The sequence below is a fragment of the Streptomyces sp. NPDC059866 genome, assembly GCF_042731325.1.
Taxonomy (GTDB): Bacteria; Actinomycetota; Actinomycetes; order Streptomycetales; family Streptomycetaceae; genus Streptomyces; species Streptomyces flavusporus.
Genome location: NZ_JBHWJT010000014.1, coordinates 221,597 through 243,473, shown reverse-complemented (window position 1 = coordinate 243,473; position 21,877 = coordinate 221,597). Strand labels below are relative to the sequence as shown.

The 21,877-nt window shown below is 71.6% G+C and carries 18 protein-coding genes and 1 pseudogene; 8 read left to right on the top strand and 11 right to left on the bottom strand.

The features are described from left to right. Positions 1–109 (top strand): annotated as a pseudogene (locus ACFV7R_RS23070) (ABC transporter ATP-binding protein); the annotation flags it as partial. 529 nt (positions 110–638) lie between these two features. Here ACFV7R_RS23070 and ACFV7R_RS23065 read toward each other — a convergent pair. From ACFV7R_RS23065 to ACFV7R_RS23055, 3 genes are all read right to left on the bottom strand, one after another. After that, on the bottom strand, positions 639–1,076 hold the full coding sequence (locus ACFV7R_RS23065) for a DUF6299 family protein (RefSeq protein WP_385266326.1): 438 nt from the start codon (positions 1,074–1,076) through the stop codon (positions 639–641). A 140-nt stretch (positions 1,077–1,216) separates the two neighbouring features. Continuing rightward, positions 1,217–1,615 carry a RidA family protein gene (locus ACFV7R_RS23060; protein ID WP_385266308.1) on the bottom strand — a complete coding sequence of 133 codons (399 nt, stop codon included), beginning with the start codon at positions 1,613–1,615 and terminating at the stop codon, positions 1,217–1,219. Beyond that, positions 1,612–2,742: an acyl-CoA dehydrogenase family protein gene (locus ACFV7R_RS23055; protein ID WP_385266306.1), complete on the bottom strand. Its 1,131-nt coding sequence runs from the start codon at positions 2,740–2,742 to the stop codon at positions 1,612–1,614. The genes ACFV7R_RS23060 and ACFV7R_RS23055 overlap by 4 nt, the downstream gene beginning before the upstream one ends. Before the next feature lie 123 nt (positions 2,743–2,865). On the opposite strand from ACFV7R_RS23055, the gene ACFV7R_RS23050 reads away from it, so the two are divergent. Next, positions 2,866–4,467 (top strand): AMP-binding protein, encoded by a 1,602-nt coding sequence (locus tag ACFV7R_RS23050; protein ID WP_385266304.1) that lies wholly within the window; start codon positions 2,866–2,868, stop codon positions 4,465–4,467. 15 nt (positions 4,468–4,482) lie between these two features. Further along, the gene (locus ACFV7R_RS23045) at positions 4,483–5,295 is read left to right on the top strand and encodes a PaaX family transcriptional regulator C-terminal domain-containing protein (RefSeq protein WP_385266301.1); all 813 of its coding nucleotides are present in this window, start codon (positions 4,483–4,485) and stop codon (positions 5,293–5,295) included. A 17-nt stretch (positions 5,296–5,312) separates the two neighbouring features. Here ACFV7R_RS23045 and ACFV7R_RS23040 read toward each other — a convergent pair whose 3' ends face one another. Together ACFV7R_RS23040 and ACFV7R_RS23035 are read right to left on the bottom strand one after the other, a co-directional pair. Next, on the bottom strand, positions 5,313–7,700 hold the full coding sequence (locus tag ACFV7R_RS23040; RefSeq protein ID WP_385266299.1) for a bifunctional salicylyl-CoA 5-hydroxylase/oxidoreductase: 2,388 nt from the start codon (positions 7,698–7,700) through the stop codon (positions 5,313–5,315). After that, positions 7,685–8,512 (bottom strand): enoyl-CoA hydratase family protein, encoded by an 828-nt coding sequence (locus ACFV7R_RS23035; RefSeq protein ID WP_385266296.1) that lies wholly within the window; start codon positions 8,510–8,512, stop codon positions 7,685–7,687. The genes ACFV7R_RS23040 and ACFV7R_RS23035 overlap by 16 nt, the downstream gene beginning before the upstream one ends. 327 nt (positions 8,513–8,839) lie before the next feature. Between ACFV7R_RS23035 and ACFV7R_RS23030 the strand changes: the two genes are divergently transcribed. Beyond that, positions 8,840–9,298, top strand: coding sequence for an ATP-binding protein (locus ACFV7R_RS23030; protein ID WP_385266294.1), 459 nt, complete (start codon positions 8,840–8,842; stop codon positions 9,296–9,298). Here ACFV7R_RS23030 and ACFV7R_RS23025 read toward each other — a convergent pair. The 3 genes from ACFV7R_RS23025 to ACFV7R_RS23015 all read right to left on the bottom strand — a co-directional run bounded on the left by ACFV7R_RS23025 (position 9,252) and on the right by ACFV7R_RS23015 (position 13,115). Continuing rightward, a complete protein-coding gene (locus tag ACFV7R_RS23025; protein WP_385266291.1) occupies positions 9,252–10,685 on the bottom strand; it encodes an amino acid permease in 1,434 nt (477 codons plus the stop codon). The genes ACFV7R_RS23030 and ACFV7R_RS23025 overlap by 47 nt on opposite strands. A 102-nt stretch (positions 10,686–10,787) precedes the next feature. Beyond that, the gene (gene argF / locus ACFV7R_RS23020) at positions 10,788–11,795 is read right to left on the bottom strand and encodes an ornithine carbamoyltransferase (RefSeq protein WP_385266289.1); all 1,008 of its coding nucleotides are present in this window, start codon (positions 11,793–11,795) and stop codon (positions 10,788–10,790) included. A gap of 96 nt (positions 11,796–11,891) precedes the next feature. Then, a complete protein-coding gene (locus ACFV7R_RS23015; protein WP_385266287.1) occupies positions 11,892–13,115 on the bottom strand; it encodes an arginine deiminase in 1,224 nt (407 codons plus the stop codon). Between the two features lie 121 nt (positions 13,116–13,236). Between ACFV7R_RS23015 and ACFV7R_RS23010 the strand changes: the two genes are divergently transcribed. Both ACFV7R_RS23010 and ACFV7R_RS23005 read left to right on the top strand, forming a co-directional pair. Continuing rightward, on the top strand, positions 13,237–14,310 hold the full coding sequence (locus tag ACFV7R_RS23010; RefSeq protein WP_385266284.1) for an SPFH domain-containing protein: 1,074 nt from the start codon (positions 13,237–13,239) through the stop codon (positions 14,308–14,310). Beyond that, a complete protein-coding gene (locus ACFV7R_RS23005; protein ID WP_385266282.1) occupies positions 14,307–15,200 on the top strand; it encodes a hypothetical protein in 894 nt (297 codons plus the stop codon). Before ACFV7R_RS23010 ends, ACFV7R_RS23005 begins: the two co-directional genes overlap by 4 nt. Positions 15,201–15,208: 8 nt before the next feature. Here ACFV7R_RS23005 and ACFV7R_RS23000 read toward each other — a convergent pair whose 3' ends face one another. Further along, positions 15,209–15,766: a hypothetical protein gene (locus ACFV7R_RS23000; RefSeq protein WP_385266280.1), complete on the bottom strand. Its 558-nt coding sequence runs from the start codon at positions 15,764–15,766 to the stop codon at positions 15,209–15,211. Here ACFV7R_RS23000 and ACFV7R_RS22995 point away from each other — a divergent pair. Next, positions 15,765–16,895, top strand: coding sequence for a tetratricopeptide repeat protein (locus tag ACFV7R_RS22995; RefSeq protein ID WP_385266278.1), 1,131 nt, complete (start codon positions 15,765–15,767; stop codon positions 16,893–16,895). The genes ACFV7R_RS23000 and ACFV7R_RS22995 overlap by 2 nt on opposite strands. A gap of 18 nt (positions 16,896–16,913) precedes the next feature. Here the strand turns inward: ACFV7R_RS22995 and ACFV7R_RS22990 are convergent, their stop codons facing one another. Together ACFV7R_RS22990 and ACFV7R_RS22985 are read right to left on the bottom strand one after the other, a co-directional pair. Beyond that, positions 16,914–19,454 (bottom strand): polynucleotide kinase-phosphatase, encoded by a 2,541-nt coding sequence (locus ACFV7R_RS22990; protein ID WP_385266276.1) that lies wholly within the window; start codon positions 19,452–19,454, stop codon positions 16,914–16,916. Further along, positions 19,451–20,914 (bottom strand): 3' terminal RNA ribose 2'-O-methyltransferase Hen1, encoded by a 1,464-nt coding sequence (locus ACFV7R_RS22985; RefSeq protein ID WP_385266274.1) that lies wholly within the window; start codon positions 20,912–20,914, stop codon positions 19,451–19,453. Before ACFV7R_RS22985 ends, ACFV7R_RS22990 begins: the two co-directional genes overlap by 4 nt. A 159-nt stretch (positions 20,915–21,073) precedes the next feature. Between ACFV7R_RS22985 and ACFV7R_RS22980 the strand changes: the two genes are divergently transcribed. Continuing rightward, complete coding sequence (locus tag ACFV7R_RS22980; RefSeq protein WP_385266272.1) at positions 21,074–21,874, top strand: SAM-dependent methyltransferase; 801 nt, start codon at positions 21,074–21,076, stop codon at positions 21,872–21,874. Positions 21,875–21,877: the final 3 nt, after the last annotated feature.

Below are 21,877 nucleotides of genomic sequence, written 5' to 3'. Positions count from 1 at the left end.
TGCCCAGGACGCCACGGCGGTGACGCACGCCGCCCGTATCGAGCACGTCTCGAAGTCCTTCCCCGCGCCGGGCACACCCGGCGGACAGCAACTCGCCTGGTGGGACATCAGGGGAGTCCACGGCGCGGCGTCAGGGCTGAGGATGAAGGGCCGGCCCCGCCGCTGGGACCGGCTCCGGTCCAGCAGGGCCTGGCCGAGGGGGACCGGCACCGGCTCCACAGAGGCATCGCCCCACAACGGAGCCGGTACTGATGTGTGCCTGGCCTCCAGGCCGAAAGGCACGAAGCATTCATCACCATGATGACGCGGCGCCTGACCCGCAGAAGCTCGCGGACCAGCCAGTGACGAGGAAGACTCTTGCCTGATCAGAAGCAGTTTGCCGCCCGTGGTCGGCAGACCTTGAACCAGTCGTGGCGACGGTGCATCTCCGGGCAGGCGCTTCCCCGAGTCGAGTACGTCAGGGATCAGGACGCATGCTTAGGTCCGCGCCACCTTTTACCAGCGCACCCCGTCCGGTCCCCTGAGCCTCGCCTCCGTCACCCGCGAGCAGGCCGACATCCTCGCCGCTCGCCCGGCCGATCTCGGCCGCCGCGCCCGCCACGGTGTGAGGTGGCGGCGGGCGCGGGCGGGCGCAGGGGTCAGCCCGCGACCAGCGTGACGTCCTCCTGCTGCGATGCGTGGAAGACGGGTACCGGCAGGCCGCTCTCGGAGTTCAGTTCCATGATCATGGCCTCCGCCCGGGCCTCGCCCGGCTCCACCGCGCCCGGTGACAGCTGCTGCGTGTTCTCCCAGCGGTGCGTCTCGCCGTCGCACTCGGCACGGGTTCCGCCGAAGCTGTGGCGGTCCGACGACGAGTTCGAGGCCTGCTGCACCGACGAACTGATGTACACCGGTCCGGTGGCGCCGCTGCAGCGGTAGATGCCGGAGAGGGTGACGGTGCCGTCGGCCGCGACACGGCCGGTCCGGTCGACCGTGACCATCTCGAACGGTTCGGCTGTCGCAGTCTGGGCGGGGGCGGTGGCGAGCAGGGCGAGCGCGGCGGTGGCGGCGGCGCCGAGCCCGGTGCGCAGGGGCAGAGACATGGAACGACCTCCAGGTGGCAGGGGGTTGCTGTGAGGTACTTCCACAGGTATCGGGACCGCGCATCCCCACGAGCATGATCATCACCCCTTCGGAGGCGACTGTTACGCCGGCCGTCCCGACTGCCGGACAGGCCCTACGGCAGCACCGCGAACCCGTCGAGTTCCACCATCGCCTCCTCGTCCCACAGCCGTACGACCTCGACGACCGCCATCGCGGGGTAGTCCCGGCCCGCCAACTGCCGCCAGATGCCGCCCAGTTCGGCAGCGTGGGCGCGGTAGGCGGCGACGTCCGTGGCGTAGACGGTGACACGGGCGAGGTCGGACGGGGTGCCGCCCGCTGCCCGCAGCGCGGTCAGCAGGTTCGTCAGCGCCTTCCCGAACTGCTCGGGAAGGGTGGTCCCGGTGACCTTGCCGTCGGTGTCGAGGGCGGTCTGGCCCGCCAGGAACACCAGTCGGGAGCCGGTGGCGACGACGGCGTGCGAGAAGCCGGTGGCCGGGGAGAGGTCGGGCGGGTCGATGCGCTCGGCGGTCACGGGGTCGTCTCCAGGCTCGCGTACAACTCCTTGGCGATGATGCCGCGTTGGATCTCGCTGGCCCCCTCGTAGATGCGTGGTGCGCGCACCTCGCGGTAGAGGTGTTCGAGCAGATGCCCGCGGCGCAGCGCCTGTGCGCCGTGCAGCTGGACGGCCGCGTCGACGACGTACTGGGCGGTCTCCGTGGCGAGCAGTTTCGCCATGGCGGCGCGTTGCGGGACGCCGTCGGCGCCTTCGTCGTACGCCGTCGCAGCCGCGTACACCATCAGGCGGGCCGCCTCCGTCCGTACCGCCATCTCGGCGACCCGGTGGGCCACGGTCTGAAGGTCCCTCAGCGGGCCGCCGAAGGCCTCCCGGCGGGCGGTGTGCGCAAGGCTCGCGTCCAGCGCCGACTGCGCCATCCCGACCGCGAAGGCGCCGACGCTGGGCCGGAAGAGGTTGAGGGTGCCCATGGCGACGCGGAAGCCGCGGTCGGCCTCGCCGAGCACGTCGTCCGCCGTCACCGGCACGGCGTCGAAGTCCAGGGCCCCGATGGGATGCGGCGAGAGCATGTCGAGGCCGGTGCCGGTGAGGCCGGGCCGGTCGCCCGGCACGAGGAAGGCGGTCACCCCGCGTGCGCCCGCGCCCGGCGTCGTCCGCGCGAAGACGGTGTAGTGGTCGGCCTCGGGGGCGTTGGAGATCCAGCACTTCTCCCCGGTGAGCCGCCAGCGGGACGGGCCGTCGGGCTCGGCGGCGAGGGACAGCGCCGCCGCGTCCGACCCGGCCCCCGGTTCGCTCAGTGCGAAGGCCGCGACCGTGGTGCCCTCGATCACCCCCGGCAGCAGGCGTTCCCGCTGGGCCGGGGTGCCGTGGGCGTGCACCGGGTGGGCACCCAGGCCCTGGAGGGCGAGCGCGGTCTCGGCCTCCGTGCAGGCGTACGCCAGGGATTCGCGCATCAGGCAGAGGTCGAGCGCGCCCGAGGTGAACAGCCGCTCCAGCAGCCCGAGCCGGCCGAGTTCGGCGAGGAGCGGCCGGTTGACGTGCCCGGGTTCACCCTTCTCGGCGAGCGGGCGCAGCCGTTCGGCGGCGAGGGTGCGCAGCTCGGCACACCAGGCGCTTTGGTCCGGTTCGAGCGAGAATACGGGCACTGCCGGTCCTCCCTCCGGGGCGTGACACCTCGACGGTATCGCGTGACATTGACTGCCGTCACCAACGCGCTACGCTCCTTGTGCGAGCCCACCCGACGCCCACCAGGCAAGGGGCGAACCGCCATGGCCGGACTGACCCGCTCCGCCCACGTCGACACCTTCGCGCGCGACCATCTCCCGCCGCCCGACCAGTGGCCCGCGCTCCGCTTCGACCTGCCGGAGCTGCGCTACCCCGAACGGCTGAACTGCGCCGCCGAACTCCTCCACGGCCCCCCGGACGACCGCACGGCGTTCCGCACCCAGAACGGCGAGCCGTGGACGTACGGCGAGCTGCGCACCCGTGTCGACCGGCTCGCGCACATCCTCACCACCGGCCTCGGGATCGCCCCCGGCAACCGGGTCCTGCTGCGCGGCCCGACCACGCCCTGGCTGGCCGCCTGTTGGCTGGCGGTGCTGAAGGCGGGCGCGGTCGCCGTCACCGTGCTGGCCCAGCAGCGCCCGCACGAACTGAGCACGATCTGCGAGATGGCGCGGGTGCGGCACGCCCTGTGCGACATCCGGGCCGTCGACGACCTCGCGAAGGCCGAGATCCCGGGGCTGCACATCACGACGTACGGCGGTGACGCCCCGGACGACCTGCTGCACCGCCCCGCCCCGGACACCCCGTACCCCACCGTGGACACCGCGGCCGACGACGTGGCGCTGATCGCCTTCACCTCCGGCACCACCGGCCGCCCGAAGGGGTGCATGCACTTCCACCGGGACGTCCTGGCGATCGCCGACACGTTCTCCCGGCACGTGCTGCGCCCGCGCGCGGACGACGTGTTCGCGGGCAGTCCCCCGCTCGGCTTCACCTTCGGTCTCGGCGGTCTCGTCGTCTTCCCGCTGCGGGCCGGCGCCACCGCGCTGCTGCTCGAACAGGCGGGGCCGAAGCAGCTGTTGCCCGCGGTCACCGAGCACCGGGTGTCGGTGCTGTTCACCGCGCCGACGGCGTACCGCGCCATGCTCGGCGAACTCGACGGACACGACGTGACCTGTCTGCGCCGCTGTGTCTCCGCGGGCGAGAACCTGCCCGCGGCCACCTGGCACTCCTGGCACGAGCGCACCGGCCTGCGCATCATCAACGGCATCGGCGCCACCGAGCTGCTGCACATCTTCATCTCGGCGGCCGACGAGCACATCCGGCCCGGCACGACGGGGCTGCCCGTTCCCGGCTGGCACGCGCGCGTGGTGGACGGCGACGGGCGCGAACTGCCCCACGGGGAGCCGGGGCTGCTGGCCGTGCGCGGACCGGTCGGCTGCCGGTATCTCGCCGATCCACGGCAGCGCGAGTACGTACGGGGCGGCTGGAACATCACCGGCGACACCTACGTCCGCGAGAGCGACGGCTACTTCCGCTACGTCGCCCGCGCGGACGACATGATCATCTCCGCCGGGTACAACATCGCCGGACCGGAGGTCGAGGACGCCTTGCTGCGTCATCCGGACGTGGTGGAGGCGGCGGTCGTCGGGCGGCCCGACGAGGCACGCGGTATGGCCGTGGTGGCGTTCGTCGTCCTCGAGGAGGGCGCCGAGCGGGACGCCGAGGCACTGCGCGGCTTCGTCAAGTCGGAACTGGCGCCGTACAAATGCCCGCGCGAGATCGTCTTCCTGGACGCCCTGCCGCGCACGGCGACCGGAAAACTTCAGAGGTTCCGCCTACGTACCGAGGGTGACCAGCAGTGATCCGCACGACCTAAGATGATCAACGTGTCCGACCAGCACGCTCCCCGGTCTCTCATCGTCACGCTCTACGGCGCGTACGGCCGCTCCATGCCCGGCCCGGTGCCCGTCGCCGAGCTGATCCGGCTGCTGGCCGCGGTCGGGGTGGACGCGCCCTCGGTGCGCTCGTCGGTGTCCCGGCTCAAACGGCGCGGTCTGCTCGTGCCGGCCCGCACGGAGCAGGGCGCGGCCGGCTACGAACTCTCCCCGGACGCCCGCCAGTTGCTCGACGACGGCGACCGGCGCATCTACGCGACCGCGCCGCCCGAGGACGAGGGCTGGGTGCTCGCGGTGTTCTCGGTTCCCGAGTCGGAGCGGCAGAAGCGGCATGTGCTGCGCTCCCGGCTGGCCGGCCTCGGCTTCGGCACGGCGGCGCCCGGTGTGTGGATCGCCCCGGCCCGGCTGTACGAGGAGACCCGGCACACCCTCCAGCGGCTGCGCCTCGATGCGTACGTCGACTTCTTCCGCGGCGAGCACCTCGGCTTCGCGCCGACCGTCGAGGCGGTCGCCCGCTGGTGGGACCTGGCCGCGATCGCCAAGCAGCACGAGGCGTTCCTCGACCGGCACGCGCGCGTGCTGCAGGACTGGCAGCGGCGCACGGACACCCCGCCCGAGGAGGCCTACCGTGACTACCTCCTCGCCCTGGACTCCTGGCGCCATCTGCCCTACGCGGACCCCGGCCTGCCTGCGCGCCTGCTGCCCGCGAACTGGCCCGGCGTCCGCTCGGCCGCGGTCTTCCGTGGCCTGCACGAACGCCTGAGGGACGCCGGCGCGGCCTTCGTCGGCGTGTGACGCGGGCCCGGTGGAGTTCAGCTCCCGAGCGTGAGGCGGGGCTTGGGGGCGTCCGTGCGTCCGGTCCGGGGGCGGCGGCTGCCCGCCCGGTACGGCGCCGGCCAGGCGACGCCCGGCCCCTCGTAGCCCTGCTCGGCGGCGGCGTGCAGGGTCCAGTGCGGGTCGTAGAGGTGCGGGCGGCCGAGCGCGCACAGGTCCGTGCGCCCGGCCAGGATCAGGGAGTTGACGTCGTCCCAGGAGGAGATCGCGCCGACCGCGATCACCGGGATGCCCGCCTCGTGACGGATGCGGTCCGCGTACGGCGTCTGGTACGACCGCCCGAACTCCGGCCGCTCGTCGGCCACCACCTGCCCGGTCGACACGTCGATCGCGTCGGCGCCGTGCGCGGCGAAGGCCCGGGCGATCTCGACGGCCTCCTCGGCCGTGGTTCCGCCCGCGGCCCAGTCGGTGGCCGAGATGCGGACGGTCATCGGCTTCTCCTCCGGCCACACACTCCGTACGGCGTCGAAGACCTCCAGCGGGAAGCGGAGCCGTTTCGCGAGGGAGCCACCGTAGCTGTCGGTGCGCTGGTTGGTCAGCGGGGAGAGGAAGCCGGAGAGCAGATAGCCGTGGGCGCAGTGCAGTTCGAGCAGGTCGAAGCCCGCCCGGGCGGCCCGCCAGGCCGCGGCGGTGAACTGCTCGCGCAGATCGGTGAGCTGGGCGCGGGAGAGCTGTCGCGGGGTCTGGCTGCCCGGCTTGTACGGGAGGGGTGAGGCGGCCACGAGCGGCCAGTTGCCGTCGGGCAGCGGTTCGTCGATGCCCTCCCACATCAGCCTGGTCGAGCCCTTGCGCCCGCAGTGGCCGAGTTGCACGCCGATCGCGGTACCCGGCGCCTGCGTGTGCACGAACTCGGTGATCCGCTTCCACGCCTCGGCCTGCTTGCCGGTGTAGAGGCCGGTGCAGCCGGGGGTGATCCGCCCCTCGGGGCTGATGCACACCATCTCGGTCATCACCAGTCCGGCGCCGCCGAGCGCGCGGGCGCCGAGGTGGACGAGGTGGAAGTCGCCGGGGACGCCGTCGGTGGCGGAGTACATGTCCATGGGCGAGACGACGACCCGGTTGCGCAGGGTCAGGCCGCGCATCCGGAACGGGGTGAACATCGGGGGTGTGCCGGGCGGGCAGCCGAACTCGCGCTCGACGGCCTCGGTGAAGTGCGCATCGCGCAGCCGGAGGTTGTCGTGGGTGACCCGGCGGCTGCGGGTGAGCAGGTTGAAGGCGAACTGGCGGGACGGCCGGCCGAGGTACAGCTCCAGGTTCTCGAACCACTCCAGGCTGGCGCGGGCGGCGCGCTGCGTGGAGGCGACGACCGGTTTGCGTTCCTCCTCGTACGCCGCCAACGCCCGCTGCAGCGAAGGCTGTTCCTCCAGGCAGGCCGCGAGCGCCAGCGCGTCCTCGACGGCGAGCTTCGTGCCGGAGCCGATGGAGAAGTGGGCGGTGTGGGCGGCGTCGCCGAGCAGGACGACGTTGCCGTGCGACCAGCGCTCGTTGACGACCGTGCGGAAGGTGGTCCACGTCGAGTTGTTGGAGCGCAGAGGCCGGCCGCGGAGCGCGTCCGCGAAGATCTTGGCGCAGCGGTTGATCGACTCCTGCTCGTCGAGCTCCGCGAACCCGGCCGCCCGCCACACCTCCTCACGCATCTCGACGATCACGGTGGAGGCGTCGGCCGCGTACGGATAGCCGTGCAGCTGCATCACGCCGTGCTCGGTCTCGGCGATCTCGAAGCGGAAGGCGTCGAAGGGGAAGTCGGCGGCGAGCCAGATGTAGCGGCAGCGGTGGGCTGCCGCCCGGGGACGGAAGACGTGGGCGTAGGCCTCGCGGGTGCTGCTGTGCACGCCGTCGGCGGCGATGACCAGGTCGTGTGTGTCCGCCAGGCCGGCCGGGTGCGGGGCCTCGGTGCGGAAGCGGAGCTCTACACCGAGGGTGCGGCAGCGGTCGTGCAGGATCTCGAGGAGGCGTTTGCGGCCGAGGGCGGCGAAGCCGTGTCCTCCGGAGGTGTGCTGGGTGCCTCCGTGCACGATGTCGATGTCGTCCCACCGGACGAAGTGCTGTTGCAGTGCGTCGTACACCGCCGGGTCGGCGTGTTCGATGCCGCCGAGGGTTTCGTCGGAGAGGACGACTCCGAAGCCGAAGGTGTCGTCGGGGGCGTTGCGTTCCCAGAGGGTGAGCTCGCGCTCGGGGTGGAGGCGTTTCAGCAACGCCGCGGCGTAGAGGCCGCCGGGGCCGCCGCCGATGATCGCGACTCGTAGGGGGTGGTTTGTCTCGTGGGGCGGCTGCGGGTCCGTTGTGGTTGGTCGCGCCCCGCGGCGGAGCCGCATATCGACACAGCCCCGCGCCCCTGGGGTGGGTGCGGTCACCGTCCCCTCCATTTGGGAGGGCGCTTTTCCGTGAACGCCGCATGGAACTCGGCGTAGTCCTCGCCGTTCATCAGCAGGGCCTGCGTCGAGGCGTCCAGTTCGACCGCCGCCGCCAGCGGCATGTCCAGCTCCGCCGTCAGCAGCGCCTTCGTCTGGGCGTACGCCAGGGCCGGGCCCTCGGCCAGGCGGCGGGCCAGGGCCTGGGCGGCCTCGTCGGCGCTGCCCTCGTCGGTGACCTCGCTGATCAGGCCGATCCGCTCGGCCTCCGGTGCCCGCACCGGCTCGCCGAGCATGAGGAGGCGGGTGGCGTGGCCCAGCCCGACGACCCGCGGCAGCAGGTACGCGGCGCCCATGTCGCCGCCGGACAGGCCGACCCGGGTGAAGAGGAAGGCGAAGCGGGCGGTGGGGTCGGCGACCCGGAAGTCCGCGGCCAGGGCGAGGACGGCCCCCGCGCCGGCCGCCACGCCGTGCACCGCGGCGATCACCGGGAACGGGCACTCCCTCAGGGCCCGCACCACCTGGCCGGTCATCCGGTTGAAGTCGAGGAGCTGGGCGGTGTCCATCGAGAGGGTCGCGCCGATGATCTCGTCGACGTCCCCGCCCGAGCAGAAGCCGCGTCCCTCGCCGGCCAGCACCAGGGCGCGCACGGACCGCTCCCGGGCCAGCTCGGCGAGCAGGTCGCGCAGGTCGGCGTAGGCGCCGAAGGTGAGGGCGTTGAGTTTCTCCGGGCGGGCGAGGGTGACGGTGGCGATGCCGTCGGTGCGGTCGACGCGCAGATGGCGCCAGCGTGAGGTGGGGGCGGCGGAGCCGGTGAAGGGACTCATGGGGTGCGGCCTCCTCGGGCGGGCACTACCTCAAGACCTCTTACCCATGACGCTATCACCAATCTGTGACTACCGTCATGATTGCGCGATATTCGCTGGTCACGACCCTGATCCCAGTGGCACGGTCCCGTCACGCAAGTAACCGGAAGTCAATAACGTGGTAACAGCGGAAGCAGCTTCGCGAGACCGCCCGTTCACCTGGGTAAGCCGTCATACGGGGCCGAAGGTCCCCGGCGACGCCCGTTGTGGGACCCTTTCGAGGGGCGTCGTACCATTCCTGAAGTTGAAAGCAGGACAGCCTGAATGTCGGCCCCAGGAGCCTGCTCCATGAACGGACCCGCCTTGCACGAACGCCCTCCTGCCTCCGCCTCCTGGCGTGTCGCACTGCCGCACTCCGCCGCGGCCGTACCCGTGGCGCGCGCGCTGGTCCGCTCCGCGCTGGCCGAGCTGGAGCACGGCGCCGACAGTGACACCGCGGAGCTGCTCACGGCGGAGCTGGTTGCCAACGCCGTGGAGCACACCGCCGGGGACACCCCGATAGAGCTGGTGCTGGAGCTGCTGCCGACCGCCTGCCAGGTCGAGGTGCACGACCCGGACCCGGCGCCGCCGGGCGACCTCACCCGGCCCGACGACGGCCCGCCCGACCCGTGGCAGGAGCACGGGCGCGGTCTGCTGCTGATCCGCACCCTCAGCGCCTCCTGCGGCCACCGCCCCACCGAGTCCGGCAAGGCGGTGTGGTTCAGACTCCCTGCAGTACCTCGTCAGTGGCGCCCTCGTCCGGCGTGACCTCGGTCAGCCGCGAGTTGCGGCGCCCGTAGCCGACGTACACCAGGAGCCCCACCGCGAGGAACACCGCGAACTGGATCCAGGTCGCCCGGCCCGTCTCGTACATCAGGTACAGACAGAAGGCGACGCCGAGCAGCGGCAGCACGGGGTACAGCGGCACCCGGAAGGTGCGCGGCAGGTCCGGCTCGCGGCGGCGCAGGGCGATCACCGCGACATTGACCACGGCCATGACGGCGAGCGTGCCGATGGTGCACAGGTTGACCACGGAGTCCAGCGACGCGAAAGCCGCCGGGACGGCGAAGACCACCGCGATGATCAGGGTGCCGGCGACCGGCGTGGCGGTCCTCGGCGACACCTTCTCGAAGACACGCGGGACGAGCCCGTCCCGGGACATCGACATCAGGATGCGGCTCTGGCCGTACATCACCGCCAGCACCACCGAGGCGATGGCCACGACCGCGCCGAAGGCGATCACTGTGCCGCCGATGCCGGAGCCGGTGACCTGGTCGACGACGTACGACAGCGCGGCGGGCCGGCCGCCGACCTCGTCGCCGCCGACGGCGCCGATCGCGGCCAGGGCGACCGCGCAGTACAGCAGGGTGACCAGGCCGATGCAGACGAGGATCGCGACCGGGATGTCCCGGCGCGGGTTCTTCGCCTCCTCACCGGCGGTGGTGATCGCATCGAAGCCGATGTACGAGAAGAAGGCGGCCGTGGTGCCCGCGCCGATGCCGGCCAGTCCGGCCGGGGCGAACGGCACGAGGTTGCCGTCCTGGAAGGCGCTGAAGCCGATCGCGCAGAACGCGACGAGGATGGCGAGCTTGAGCGCCGCCATGGCGGCGGTCGCCCGGGCGCTCTCGCGCACCCCGCGCACCAGCAGGACGGCGGCCATGGCGATGACCAGGACCGCGGGCAGGTTGACGACTCCGCCGTCGCCGGGGCTCGCGGAGAGCGCGGCGGGCAGCTGCAGGCCGATGAGGCTGTCGAGGAGTTCGTTGACGTACTGGCTCCAGCCGACCGCGACGGCGGACACCGACACGCCGTACTCCAGGAGCAGGCACCAGCCGACCAGGAAGGCCGTGGTCTCGCCGAGGCCCGCGTAGGCGAAGGAGTACGAGGAGCCGGAGACGGGGATCGCGCCGCCCAGCTCGGCGAAGGCGAACGCGGTGAACACACAGGTGATCGCGGCGAGCACGAAGGAGACGACGACGGCGGGGCCGGCCTGGGCCACCGAGTCGGACAGACCGACGAAGATGCCGGTGCCGACGATGGCACCGACGCCGAAGCAGATGAGCTGGAACAGGCCCATGGTGCGCTTCAGGCCGTGACCTTCGCGGTCGGCGCCGGAATCGGCCACCAGCAGGGCGGGGGACTTGATGCGGGGCATACGGGTGGTGCTCGTTTCTGGTGGTGCGGGTGCGACCGGGTCAGGTCGCGCGGCGGCCGCGGAAGGGGTGGCTCCGGGCCGCCGGACAGCATAAGGCGCTGGTCAGGCCAGCGTGGCCACCAGCACGGCCTTGATGGTGTGCAGCCGGTTCTCCGCCTCGTCGAAGACGACCGAGTGGGCGGACTCGAAGACCTCGTCCGAGACCTCCAGGTACTGGAGGCCATGCCGCTCGTGGATCTCGCGGCCGACCTTGGTGCCCAGGTCGTGGAAGGCGGGCAGGCAGTGCAGGAACTTCACGTCCGGGTTGCCGGTGGCGCGCAGGACGTCCATGGTCACGGCGTACGGGCCGAGGGCGGCGATCCGCTCGTCCCAGACCTCCTTGGGCTCCCCCATGGAGACCCAGACGTCCGTGGCGACGAAGTCGGCGCCCCGGACGCCCTCTTCCAGGGACTCGGTGAGCGTGATGCGGGCGCCGCTGGTCTCGGCGAGCGCGCGGGCCCGGTCGACGATGTCCTGGGCGGGCCAGTAGGACTTCGGGGCGACGATGCGGACGTCCATGCCGAGCAGGGCGCCGCTGACCAGGTAGGAGTTGCCCATGTTGAAGCGGGCGTCGCCGAGGTAGGCGAAGGTGATCTCCTTGATCGGTTTCGCGCTGTGCTCGGTCATGGTGAGCACGTCGGCGAGCATCTGGGTGGGGTGCCAGTCGTCGGTGAGTCCGTTGTAGACGGGCACGCCCGCGTACGCCGCCAGCTCCTCGACGTTGGCCTGGCTGTCCCCCCGGTACTCGATGGCGTCGAACATCCGGCCGAGGACGCGCGCGGTGTCCTTCACGGACTCCTTGTGCCCGATCTGCGAACCGGAGGGATCGAGGTACGTGGTCGAGGCACCCTGGTCGGCGGCCGCGACCTCGAAGGCGCAGCGGGTGCGCGTCGAGGTCTTCTCGAAGATCAGCGCGATGTTCTTTCCCCGCAGGTACTGGGTCTCGGCCCCGGCCTTCTTGGCGGCCTTCAGCTCGGCGGCCAGCTCGATCAGGCCGCGGAACTCGTCCTCGGTGAAGTCCAGCTCCTTGAGGAAGTGGCGGCCGGCGAGTGAGGTCGGGGCTGTCGCCATCGGGCGCTCCAGAGTGACGGGTACACGGACTCCTGGAAGTCTATACGACTGTCGACATTTCTATGCACCCGGTGGGACTTCTGTCCGGCGGGACCTCTATACGGCATCCCGTTCGACCGGACAGCTCATGCACCGCGGCCCGCCCCTGCCCCGGCCCAGCTCGCTGCCCGGGATCTCGATCACCTCGATGCCCTGCTTGCGCAGATGCGTGTTGGTGGTGGAGTTCCGCTCGTAGGCGACGACGACGCCCGGCTCGACGGCGAGGACGTTGCAGCCGTCGTCCCACTGCTCGCGCTCGGCCGCGTGCACGTCCTGGGTCGCGGTCAGGACCCGGATCTCGCTCAGGCCCAGCGCGGCGGCGATCGCCCGGTGCATGTGCTCCGGAGGGTGGTCGGTGACCTTGAGCTCCTTCTCGCCGACGCCCGGCTCGATGGTGTACGAGCGGAGCATGCCGAGCCCCGCGTACTGGGTGAAGACATCACCGTCGACCATCGTCATCACGGTGTCGAGGTGCATCAGGGCGCGCCGCTTGGGCATGTCGAGAGCCACGATGGTCTGCGCGGAGCCCGCGGCGAACAGCTTGTGCGCGAGCATCTCGACGGCCTGGGGCGTCGTCCGCTCGCTCATACCTATGAGGACGGCACCGTTCCCGATCACCAGGACGTCCCCGCCCTCGATGGTGGACGGGTAGTCGGCCTGCCCCTCGGACCAGACGTGGAAGCCCGTGTCGCGGAAGAGCGGGTGGTGCCGGTAGATCGCCTCGAAGTGCACCGTCTCGCGCTGGCGGGCCGGCCAGCGCATGGCGTTGACGGAGACCCCGTCGTAGATCCAGGCGGAGGTGTCACGGGTGAAGAGGTGGTTGGGCAGGGGGGCGAGGAGGAAGTCGTCGAGCTCCATGACATGGAAGCGCACGGAGGTCGGTTCGGGGTGCACTTCCAGGAACTCCCGCTTGGTCATGCCGCCGACGAGGGCCTCGGCCAGCTCGCGCGAGGGCAGGCCTTCGAAGGCGGCACGGAGGTGGTCGGTGGCGAGCACCCCGTACTCCTTCTCGTCGAAGACCCGGTCCAGGACGAGCTTCCTGGCCGCCGGGATCTCCAGGGCCTCGGTGAGCAGATCGCCGAACAGGTGGACGGTGACGCCACGGTCGCGCAGCACGTCGGCGAACCCGTCGTGCTCGGCCCGCGCCCGGCGGACCCACAGGACGTCGTCGAAGAGCAGGGCGTCCTTGTTGCTGGGCGTGAGCCTTTTGAGCTCGAGATCGGGCCGGTGCAGGATGACGCGGCGCAGCCGCCCGGCCTCGGAGTCGACATGGAATCCCATGCCTCCATCCTGACCACCGAGGACCGCCTTCATCCCCTGCTCGACCGTTTCCGTTTTCGTCCCCTTGACGACAATCAGTCGGAGCGGTTATCGTCTGCCTGACGAAAAGCGAGGGGGTCTCATGGCCGACATCACCCGGCGCCTCGGGTGGCGCCATCTGCGCGGCGCTCCGACGGCACACATCCGCCACCATCGCTCCGGCAAGCTGGTGCACGACGGCCCAGGACTGAGCTTCTGGTTCCGCTCCCTGACCGCCGCACTCTCCGAGGTGCCGGTCGACGACCGCGAACTGGCGATGACCTTCCACGCCCGCACGTCCGACTTCCAGGACGTCACGGTGCAGGCGACGGTCACCTACCGGATCGCCGACCCGGCCCTCGCGGCCGCCCGCCTCGACTTCTCCGTCGACCCGGACACCGGAGTCTGGCGGGGCACTCCCCTGGAGCAGTTGGGCACGCTGCTGACGGAGACGGCCCAGCAGCATGCGCTGGACGTCCTCGCCCGTACGTCGCTGTCGTCGGCGCTGGTGGACGGGGTGACGGCGGTGCGCGAACGCGTAGCGGCGGGGCTGGCGGCGGAACCCCGGCTGCCGGCCACGGGCCTCGAGGTGGTCGCCGTACGCGTCGTCGCCCTGCGCCCGGAGCCGGAGGTGGAGCGGGCCCTGCGCACGCCCGCCCGGGAGCAGATCCAGCAGGAGGCCGACCGGGCGACGTACGAGCGGCGGGCCGTGGCCGTCGAGCGGGAGCGGGCCATCGCCGAGAACGAGCTGGCCAGCCGGATCGAACTCGCCCGCCGCGAGGAGCAGTTGGTCGACCAGCGCGGCACGAACGCACGCCGTGAGGCCGAGGAGCATGCGGCGGCGGACGCGGTACGGGCCGAGGCCGAGGCGGCGCGGACGGTGACCCTGGCGGAGGCGGAAGCGGCGCGGACGGTGAAGCTGGCGGAGGCGGAGGCGGCCCGTTCCGTACGGCTGGCCCGCGCGGAGGCCGAGGGTGCCCGTGAGGTCGGTGCGGCGCGGGCCGCGGCGCAGGCGGCATGGCTGCAGGTGCACGCGGGTGTCGACGTATCGACACTGCATGCTCTGACCGGCAGCCAACTGGCCGAGAATCTGCCGCACATCGACAGCGTCACCATCTCGCCGGACGTCCTCACGGGGCTGCTCGCCCGGCTCGGCGGCGACGGGACACGGGCGTGAGTCTCGCCCCGCGTGCCGTCCTCGTCCGTCGCACCACGGAGTACGAGGAGTTGGTGGCCCGGCACGGTACGCACGGCCAGGCCGCCTTCTTCCTCCGCTCCCGCGGCCGGGACGTCGAGGAGCTCGCGGACCGGCACCACCGCACCCGCCGCACGCTGGCCGAGGTCACGTCCGCGATTCCTCCGACCTGGCGTCAGGCGCAGGTCGAGCGGGCCGACTTGGACCGTTTCCTGTTCGCGCCGGAGGACGTGGTGGTCGTGGTCGGTCAGGACGGACTGGTGGCGAACGTCGCCAAGTACCTGGCGGGACAGCCGGTGTTGGGGTTCGATCCGGACCCCGACCGCAATCCGGGTGTCCTGGTCCGGCACCGCCCCGTGGACGCGGCGAAGCTGCTGCCGTCCGCGACCACGGCGGCCACGGACGAACTCACCATGGTCGAAGCGGTCGCCGACGACACCCAACGGCTTGTCGCGCTCAACGAGATCTATCTGGGAGCAGCCGGACACCAGACGGCCCGATACCGCCTGGGCCTCGAGGACGACGGGGGTGTCGTCGAGGCCCAGGCCTCGTCCGGTGTGCTCATCGGCACCGGGACCGGGGCCACCGGATGGCTCCGGTCGGTGTGGCAGGAGCGCTCCAGCGGCCTTCGGCTCCCCCGCCCCACCGACGAGCGCCTGCTGTGGTTCGTACGAGAGGCATGGCCCTCCCCGGCCACCGGTACGTCACTGGTGGCCGGGGAACTGTCGGCTTCCTCGCGGCTGAGTCTCACCGTCGAGTCCGAGCGGCTGATCGCCTTCGGGGACGGGATGGAGTCCGACGCCGTGGAGCTGACGTGGGGTCAGTCGGTGCGGGTCGGAGTGTGCCGGGAGCGGCTCCGGCTGGTGGGCTGACGGGCATACTACGGGCGGGGCCGACGCCGACGGGTGCAGGCCGGGCAGGGGGTGAAGCCATGCCGGGGGCAAGGCGCCGGGGGCGGTCGCGAGGTGAGCTCATACGGCAGCGTGCGCAGGCGCAGTTCGTCGGACGGCGATCCCAACGCGCCCTGTTCGCCCAGAACTTGGCGAAGGACCCCGAGTCGGAGAACGACCCGGCGCACTTCCTGTTCCATGTGCGCGGAGTGGGCGGGGTGGGCAAGTCCACGCTGCTGCGGCAGTGGCGGGAGGCCGCCGCCGAGCCGATACCGGCGGACGCTGCCGGGGCGGCGGACGGCGAGGACGTGGACGCCGACGGGGACGTGGTGGACCGGGCCGTCGAGCGGTTCGTGCAGTGGATCGCGGACCCGGGGCAGCGGGAGACGGTCCTCGCGTGCGCGCTGGCACCGCAGCTCAACGAGGACGTGTTCGCCGCCGCCGCGCCGGAGGGCGCACGCGGGCTGTGGGGGGTGGCTGTGCGGGCAGCCGTTCGTCAGCGGCCACGGCGACTTCAAGCAGTACCACGCGGTGGTACGGGCAAGCATGGTCCGCCAGCAGCGCACCCGCTCCCCGCAGCGCTGGACCGCGGCGCACCTCCGCCTCGCCGACACCCATGCCGCCTGGCGCACCGACGCCGAGCAGGGGCTGGCCGAGTCGAAACGGTGGGCGGATCCACTGTGGCGCCGGCACCGCCTGGACGAGACGTACCACCGACTGTGCGCCAACCCCGCGGTCCACTTGGCGGCCGCGCTGGAGCAGGCCGTCCAGGCCGCGGGCCAGGAGACGGCGATCCTGCGGCAGTGGACCGACACCCTGGGGCAGGCGGCACGCGACACCGCCGAGCCGACTCTGCAGTCCTGGGCGGACCGTCTGCAGAACGCCGTGGCCGAGGACGAACCCGCTCTGGCGGCCCTCACGGCGCTGCTGGCGCACGGCCAACTGGGCAGCACGGCCCGGGCATGGGCGCACACCTATCGGGGGCAGTGCTTGTGTCTCGCCGACCTTGACGACGAATCCATCGCCGAACTGGGCCGTGCCATCGCCGTCGATTCCAGCAATGCCCGCGCCTGGGCCTTCCGCGGCGAGGCCCATCGCTGTCGTGGCAACAACGAGCAGGCGGTCAGTGATCTGACCACCGCGCTCAGCCTCGACCCCGCTGACGTCTGGGCACTCGCCGGCCGAGGTGAGGCCCACCGCATGGCCGGACACCACGACCAGGCCGTCGCCGACCTCACCAGCGCACTCGACCTCGAACCCGACGACGCCTGGGCACTCGCCTACCGAGGAGCAGCCCACCGCATGACCGGCCGCTACGACCAAGCCCTCACAGACCTGACCGCCGCACTAGACATCCAACCCGACTACGCCCGGGCATTCACCCAACGCGGATTGGTCCACCTCCAGACAGGCCGCTATGACGAGGCCGTGGCCGACTTCAGCGCCTCCCTCGGCCTCAAGGCCGACAACCCCTGGGTCCTGTGCCAACGGGGCGTGGCCCGTCGAGCCGCGGGACAGTTCTCGTCGGCACAGGAGGACATCGCCGACGCTGCGGACCAGGACGCCATCACCGACCTGCTCCTCTACCTGGCCGAACTCTCCGCCCTGGACCACGCGCCGACAGCGGACCGTGCACAGCAGTGCAGCCGGCTCATCCGCGAACGTACCTCGCGCTGAGCCGGCCGCACCGACGCCTCACAACCGCGGATCCACCGGCTCCGACTCCAGCGCCAGCACCCCGAACACCGCCTCGTGCACCCGCCACAGCGGCTCGCCCTCCGCCAGCCGGTCCAGTGCCTCCAGGCCGAGCGCGTACTCGCGGATCGCGAGGGAGCGCTTGTGGTTGAGGAAGCGGGAGCGGAGGCGGGCGAGGTTCTCGGGGCGCGTGTACTCGGGACCGTAGATGATCCGCAGGTACTCGCGGCCCCGGCACTTGATGCCGGGCTGCACCAGGCGGCCCTCCTTGCTGCGGACCAGCGCACCGAGCGGCTTGACGACCATGCCTTCGCCGCCGCGGCCGGTCATCTCCAGCCACCAGTCGACGCCTGCCCGGATCGACTCCGGGTCGCCGGTGTCGACGTACAGGCGCCGGGTGGTCTGGAGCAGGCCCGTGCTGTCGTGCTCCACCAGCCGGTCGAGGAGCGCGAGTTGCTCGTCGTGCGGCAGGGCGGCGAGGCTGCGGCCCTGGACGGCGAGAATCTGGAACGGGGCCAGACGGACGCCGTCGAGGCCGTCGGTGGTCCAGCAGTAGCGGCGGTACGAATCCGTGAACGCGGCGGCGTCAAAGGCCCGTTCGCGCTGTCGCGCCAACAGGTCCGTCACCTCCACGCCCCGCGCCGCCGCGCCCTCCAGCGCGCCCAGCACACCCGGGAACACCGCCCCGGACGCGGCGCCCACGGCCGCGTACTGCGAGCGCAGCAGCCCGGACGCCTTCAGCGACCACGGCATCAGCTCGGCGTCCAGCAGCAGCCAGTCGGTCTCCAGTTCGTCCCAGAGGCCCGCCTCGCCGACGGCCGTCCGCAGCCGGCTGAGGATCTCCTCCGTGACCGCCTCGTCGTCGAAGAACGGACGGCCGGTCCGGGTGTAGAGGGACCCGGTCGGGCCGTCCACCCCGAACCGCTTCCGCGCCGCCTCCGCGTCCCGGCACACCAGCGCCACCGCCCGCGAGCCCATGTGCTTCTCCTCGCACACGACCCGCGCGACCCCGTCCGCCGCGTACTGCGCGAACGCCTCGGCCGGGTACTCCAGGTAGCCGTCGACATGCGAGGTCGCCGTAGGTGCCATGGTCGGCGGCAGGTACGGCAGCAGGCGCGGGTCGACCGCGAAGCGGCTCATCACCTCCAGCGCAGCCGCCGCGTTCTCCTCGCGGACGGAGATCCGGCCGGCGTGCCGGGTCTCCACCACCCGGCGGCCGTGCACGTCCGCCAGGTCCAGCGGCCGCCCGTCGTGTCCGCCGGGCGCCTCGGACCTCAGCGGCTTGGCCGGCTCGTACCAGACGCGCTCCGCCGGTACGTCGACCAGTTCCCGCTCCGGCCAGCGCAGCGCGGTGAGCTTGCCGCCGAAGACGGCACCCGTGTCGAGGCAGATGGTGTTGTTCAGCCAGGTGGCCTCCGGGACGGGAGTGTGGCCGTAGACCACCGCCGCCCGGCCCCGGTAGTCCTCCGCCCACGGGTAGCGCACCGGCAGCCCGAACTCGTCGGTCTCCCCCGTGGTGTCGCCGTACAGCGCGTGCGAGCGGACCCGGCCGGACGTCCGGCCGTGGTACTTCTCCGGCAGACCGGCGTGGCAGACCACCAGCCTGCCGCCGTCGAGGACGTAGTGGCTGACGAGCCCGTCGATGAACTCCCGTACCTGCTGCCGGAACTCCTCGCTCTCCCCCTCCATCTGCTCGATGGTCTCGGCGAGCCCGTGCGTGTGCTGGACCTTGCGGCCCTTGAGGTACCGCCCGTACTTGTTCTCGTGGTTTCCGGGCACGCACAGGGCGTTGCCCGACGTCACCATCGACATCACACGGCGCAGCACACCGGGGCTGTCCGGCCCGCGGTCGACGAGGTCACCGACGAAGACGGCGGTACGGCCGTCGGGGTGCACTCCGTCGACGTACCCCAACTTGCCCAGCAGTGACTCCAGTTCGGCCGAGCAGCCGTGGATGTCGCCGATGATGTCGAAGGGGCCGGTGAGGTGGGTGAGGTCGTTGAAGCGCTTCTCGGTGACGATCGTGGCGTTCTCGACGTCCTCCGCTCCACGCAGGATGTGCACCTTGCGGAAGCCCTCGCGCTCCAGGTGGCGCAGGGAGCGGCGGAGTTCGCGGGTGTGCCGCTGGATGACCCGGCGCGGCATGTCGGCCCGGTCGGCACGGGCCGCGTTGCGCTCGGCGCACACCTGCTCCGGCACGTCGAGCACGATGGCGATGGGCAGCACGTCGTACTGCCTGGCCAGCTCGATCAGCTGCCGCCGGGCGTCCGGCTGCACGCTGGTGGCGTCGACGACCGTGCGGCGGCCGGCGGCCAGGCGCTTGCCCGCGATGTAGTGCAGGACGTCGAAGGCGTCCCGGGTGGCGCCCTGGTCGTTCTCGTCGTCGGAGACGAGCCCGCGGCAGAAGTCGGACGAGATCACCTCGGTCGGCTTGAAGTGCCGGCGGGCGAAGGTGGACTTGCCCGAGCCGGAGGCGCCGATCAGCACCACGAGGGAGAGGTCGGTGACGGGCAGGGTGCGCCCCTTGGTGTCGACGGTCATGCGGCCTTCTCCTCCTTCGTGGTCCTGATCGTGAACACAGCCATCTGGGTGGGCGGCCCCACCTCGGGGTCGTCGGGTCCGACGGGCGCGAACTCCACCTCGTAGCCGTGCCGTTCGGCGACGTGTCCGGCCCATCGCCGGAACTCGTCCCGCGTCCACTCGAAGCGGTGGTCGCCGTGCCGGACGTGACCGGCCGGGAGGGACTCCCAGCGGACGTTGTACTCGACGTTCGGCGTGGTCACGAGGACCGTCCGAGGGCGGGCGGCGCCGAACACCGCGTACTCCAGCGCGGGCAGCCGGGGCAGGTCGAGGTGCTCGATCACCTCGCTGAGCACGGCGGCGTCGTACTCCTTGAGCCGGTTGTCGGTGTAGGCGAGGGAGCCCTGGAAGAGCTTCACGCGCGAGGCCTGCCGCTCCCCCATCCGGTCCAGCTTCAGCCGCCGGGACGCGATGGTGAGCGCCCGCATCGACACGTCCACACCGACGATCTCGGTGAACCGCGGGTCCTTCAGCAGCGCCTGCACCAGCTGGCCCTGACCACAGCCGAGGTCGAGGACCCGCGCGGCACCGGACGCGTGCAGAGCCGCGACGATCGCGTCCCGCCGCTGCACGGCGAGCGGCGTCGGCTTCTCCTCGGCCTCGCCCTCGGCCTCCACGGCGTTGTCGATCTCCTCGACCTCGCTGTCGTCGGCCTCCGCGAGCCGCACCAGCTCCAGCCGCTCCATCGCCTGCCGGGTCAGCGACCAGCGGCGCGACAGATACCGGCTGGTGATCAGCTTCTGCTCCGGGTGGCCGGGCAGCCAGCCCTCACCGGCCCGCAGCAGCTTGTCGACCTCGTCGGAGGAGACCCAGTAGTGCTTGGCGTCGTCGAGGACGGGGAGGAGGACGTACAGGTGGCGCAGTGCCTCGGCGAGGGTCAGCGTCTCCGACTCCAGGAGGAGCCGTACGTAACGCGAGTCGCCCCACTCCGGGAACTGCACGTCCAGTGGCACGGGCTCGACGTCCACCGCCCAGCCGAGCGGCTCGAAGAGCCGTCGTACGAGCTCCGGGCCGCCCCGGGCCGGAAGTGCCGGCACCTCGATACGCAGCGGCAGCGACTGCACGGCCCGCTCGGGCCGGGCGTTGCACACGCCCTGCATCGCGCTGGAGAAGACGGCGCTCAGCGCCACGGCCAGCAGCGAAGAGGCGGCGTAGGGGCGGTCGTTGACGTACTGCGCGAGCGCCGCGTCGGGCGCCCCGCCCCGGCCCTTGCCCTTCCCGCGCCGGACCAGCGCCACCGCGTCGACCTCCAGCAGCAGCGCCGCCGTGCAGCGCTCGGCGTCCGCCTCGGGGTAGAGGACGTGCGCGGTGCCGTAGGAGGTGGAGAACGCCTGCGCTTTCTCGGGGTGCTTGTGCAGCAGGAAGCCGAGGTCGGTGGCGGGGCGCTCCGGGGTGCCGGTGGTGCTGATCGTCAGGAACACGGTGGACTGGCCTCGGAGTAGTGGTCCGAACTGCGGATACGCACACCGTACAGAGCGGGCATCGGCAGCACTCGGGAATTTTCGCCAGCCTCCGGTCGACCGGGCGTTCGGGGACAGACGGCATGGGCGCCCACGCACCCACAGAAGCGGAGGGCTCACGTGACAGACGCCGGGTCAGGCGCGGACCGCATCGACACCAGCAAGCCCCACTCTGCCCGTATGTACGACTACTTCCTCGGCGGGAAGGACAACTGTCCGGTCGACTCGGCAGCGGCCGAGCAGGTCATATCCCTCTTCCCCGCCGTCCGGGACATGGCGCGGACCAACCGCTGGTTCATGCACCGTGCCTCCCGGCTGCTGGCCGAGCGAGGTGTCCGCCAGTTCCTCGACATCGGAACCGGAATACCGACCGAGCCGAACCTCCACCAGGTCGTGCAGAGCATCGTCCCGGACGCTCGTGTGGTGTACGCGGACAACGATCCGATCGTCCTCAGGCACGCCGAAGCCCTGCTGCACAGCACACCGGAGGGAAAGACCGCCTACGTCCAGGGCGATGTGCGGGAATCGGGAAAGATCCTCGCGGCGGCGCGGGAAACCCTCGACTTCGCGGAGCCGATCGCGCTGTCCCTCGTGGCTCTCCTGCATCTGGTGGCGGACGAGGACGAGCCCGGCCGGATCGTGCGTGAGTTGCTCGAACCACTCGCGCCCGGAAGCTACTTGACGCTTTCCCATGCGACGGGGGACTACGACCCGGAGACCTGGGAGCGCGTCGTCGAGGTGTACCGCAAGGGCGGCACGTCGGCGCAGGTGCGCTCGCGCGGTGAATTCTCCGGATTCTTCACGGGACTCGAATGGGTGGACCCCGGTGTCGTGCTCGCGGCTCAGTGGCATCCCGAGCTCGGTGACCGGCACGGCGGTGAAGAAATCCCGCTGTACGTAGGAGTTGCACGCAAGCCATGACCG

What these genes read in the sequence shown, in the direction of transcription:
- ACFV7R_RS23030 (WP_385266294.1), top strand. Translation starts at nt 8,840, where the DNA reads ATGAACGGACCCGCCTTGCACGAACGCCCTCCTGCCTCCGCCTCCTGG.
- ACFV7R_RS23015 (WP_385266287.1), bottom strand. Translation starts at nt 13,115, where the DNA reads ATGGGATTCCATGTCGACTCCGAGGCCGGGCGGCTGCGCCGCGTCATC.
- ACFV7R_RS22990 (WP_385266276.1), bottom strand. Translation starts at nt 19,454, where the DNA reads ATGACCGTCGACACCAAGGGGCGCACCCTGCCCGTCACCGACCTCTCC.
- ACFV7R_RS23040 (WP_385266299.1), bottom strand. Translation starts at nt 7,700, where the DNA reads ATGGAGGGGACGGTGACCGCACCCACCCCAGGGGCGCGGGGCTGTGTC.
- ACFV7R_RS23010 (WP_385266284.1), top strand. Translation starts at nt 13,237, where the DNA reads ATGGCCGACATCACCCGGCGCCTCGGGTGGCGCCATCTGCGCGGCGCT.
- ACFV7R_RS22995 (WP_385266278.1), top strand. Translation starts at nt 15,765, where the DNA reads ATGGTCCGCCAGCAGCGCACCCGCTCCCCGCAGCGCTGGACCGCGGCG.
- argF (WP_385266289.1), bottom strand. Translation starts at nt 11,795, where the DNA reads ATGGCGACAGCCCCGACCTCACTCGCCGGCCGCCACTTCCTCAAGGAG.
- ACFV7R_RS23025 (WP_385266291.1), bottom strand. Translation starts at nt 10,685, where the DNA reads ATGCCCCGCATCAAGTCCCCCGCCCTGCTGGTGGCCGATTCCGGCGCC.
- ACFV7R_RS23035 (WP_385266296.1), bottom strand. Translation starts at nt 8,512, where the DNA reads ATGAGTCCCTTCACCGGCTCCGCCGCCCCCACCTCACGCTGGCGCCAT.
- ACFV7R_RS23045 (WP_385266301.1), top strand. Translation starts at nt 4,483, where the DNA reads ATGATCAACGTGTCCGACCAGCACGCTCCCCGGTCTCTCATCGTCACG.
- ACFV7R_RS23050 (WP_385266304.1), top strand. Translation starts at nt 2,866, where the DNA reads ATGGCCGGACTGACCCGCTCCGCCCACGTCGACACCTTCGCGCGCGAC.
- ACFV7R_RS23000 (WP_385266280.1), bottom strand. Translation starts at nt 15,766, where the DNA reads ATGCTTGCCCGTACCACCGCGTGGTACTGCTTGAAGTCGCCGTGGCCG.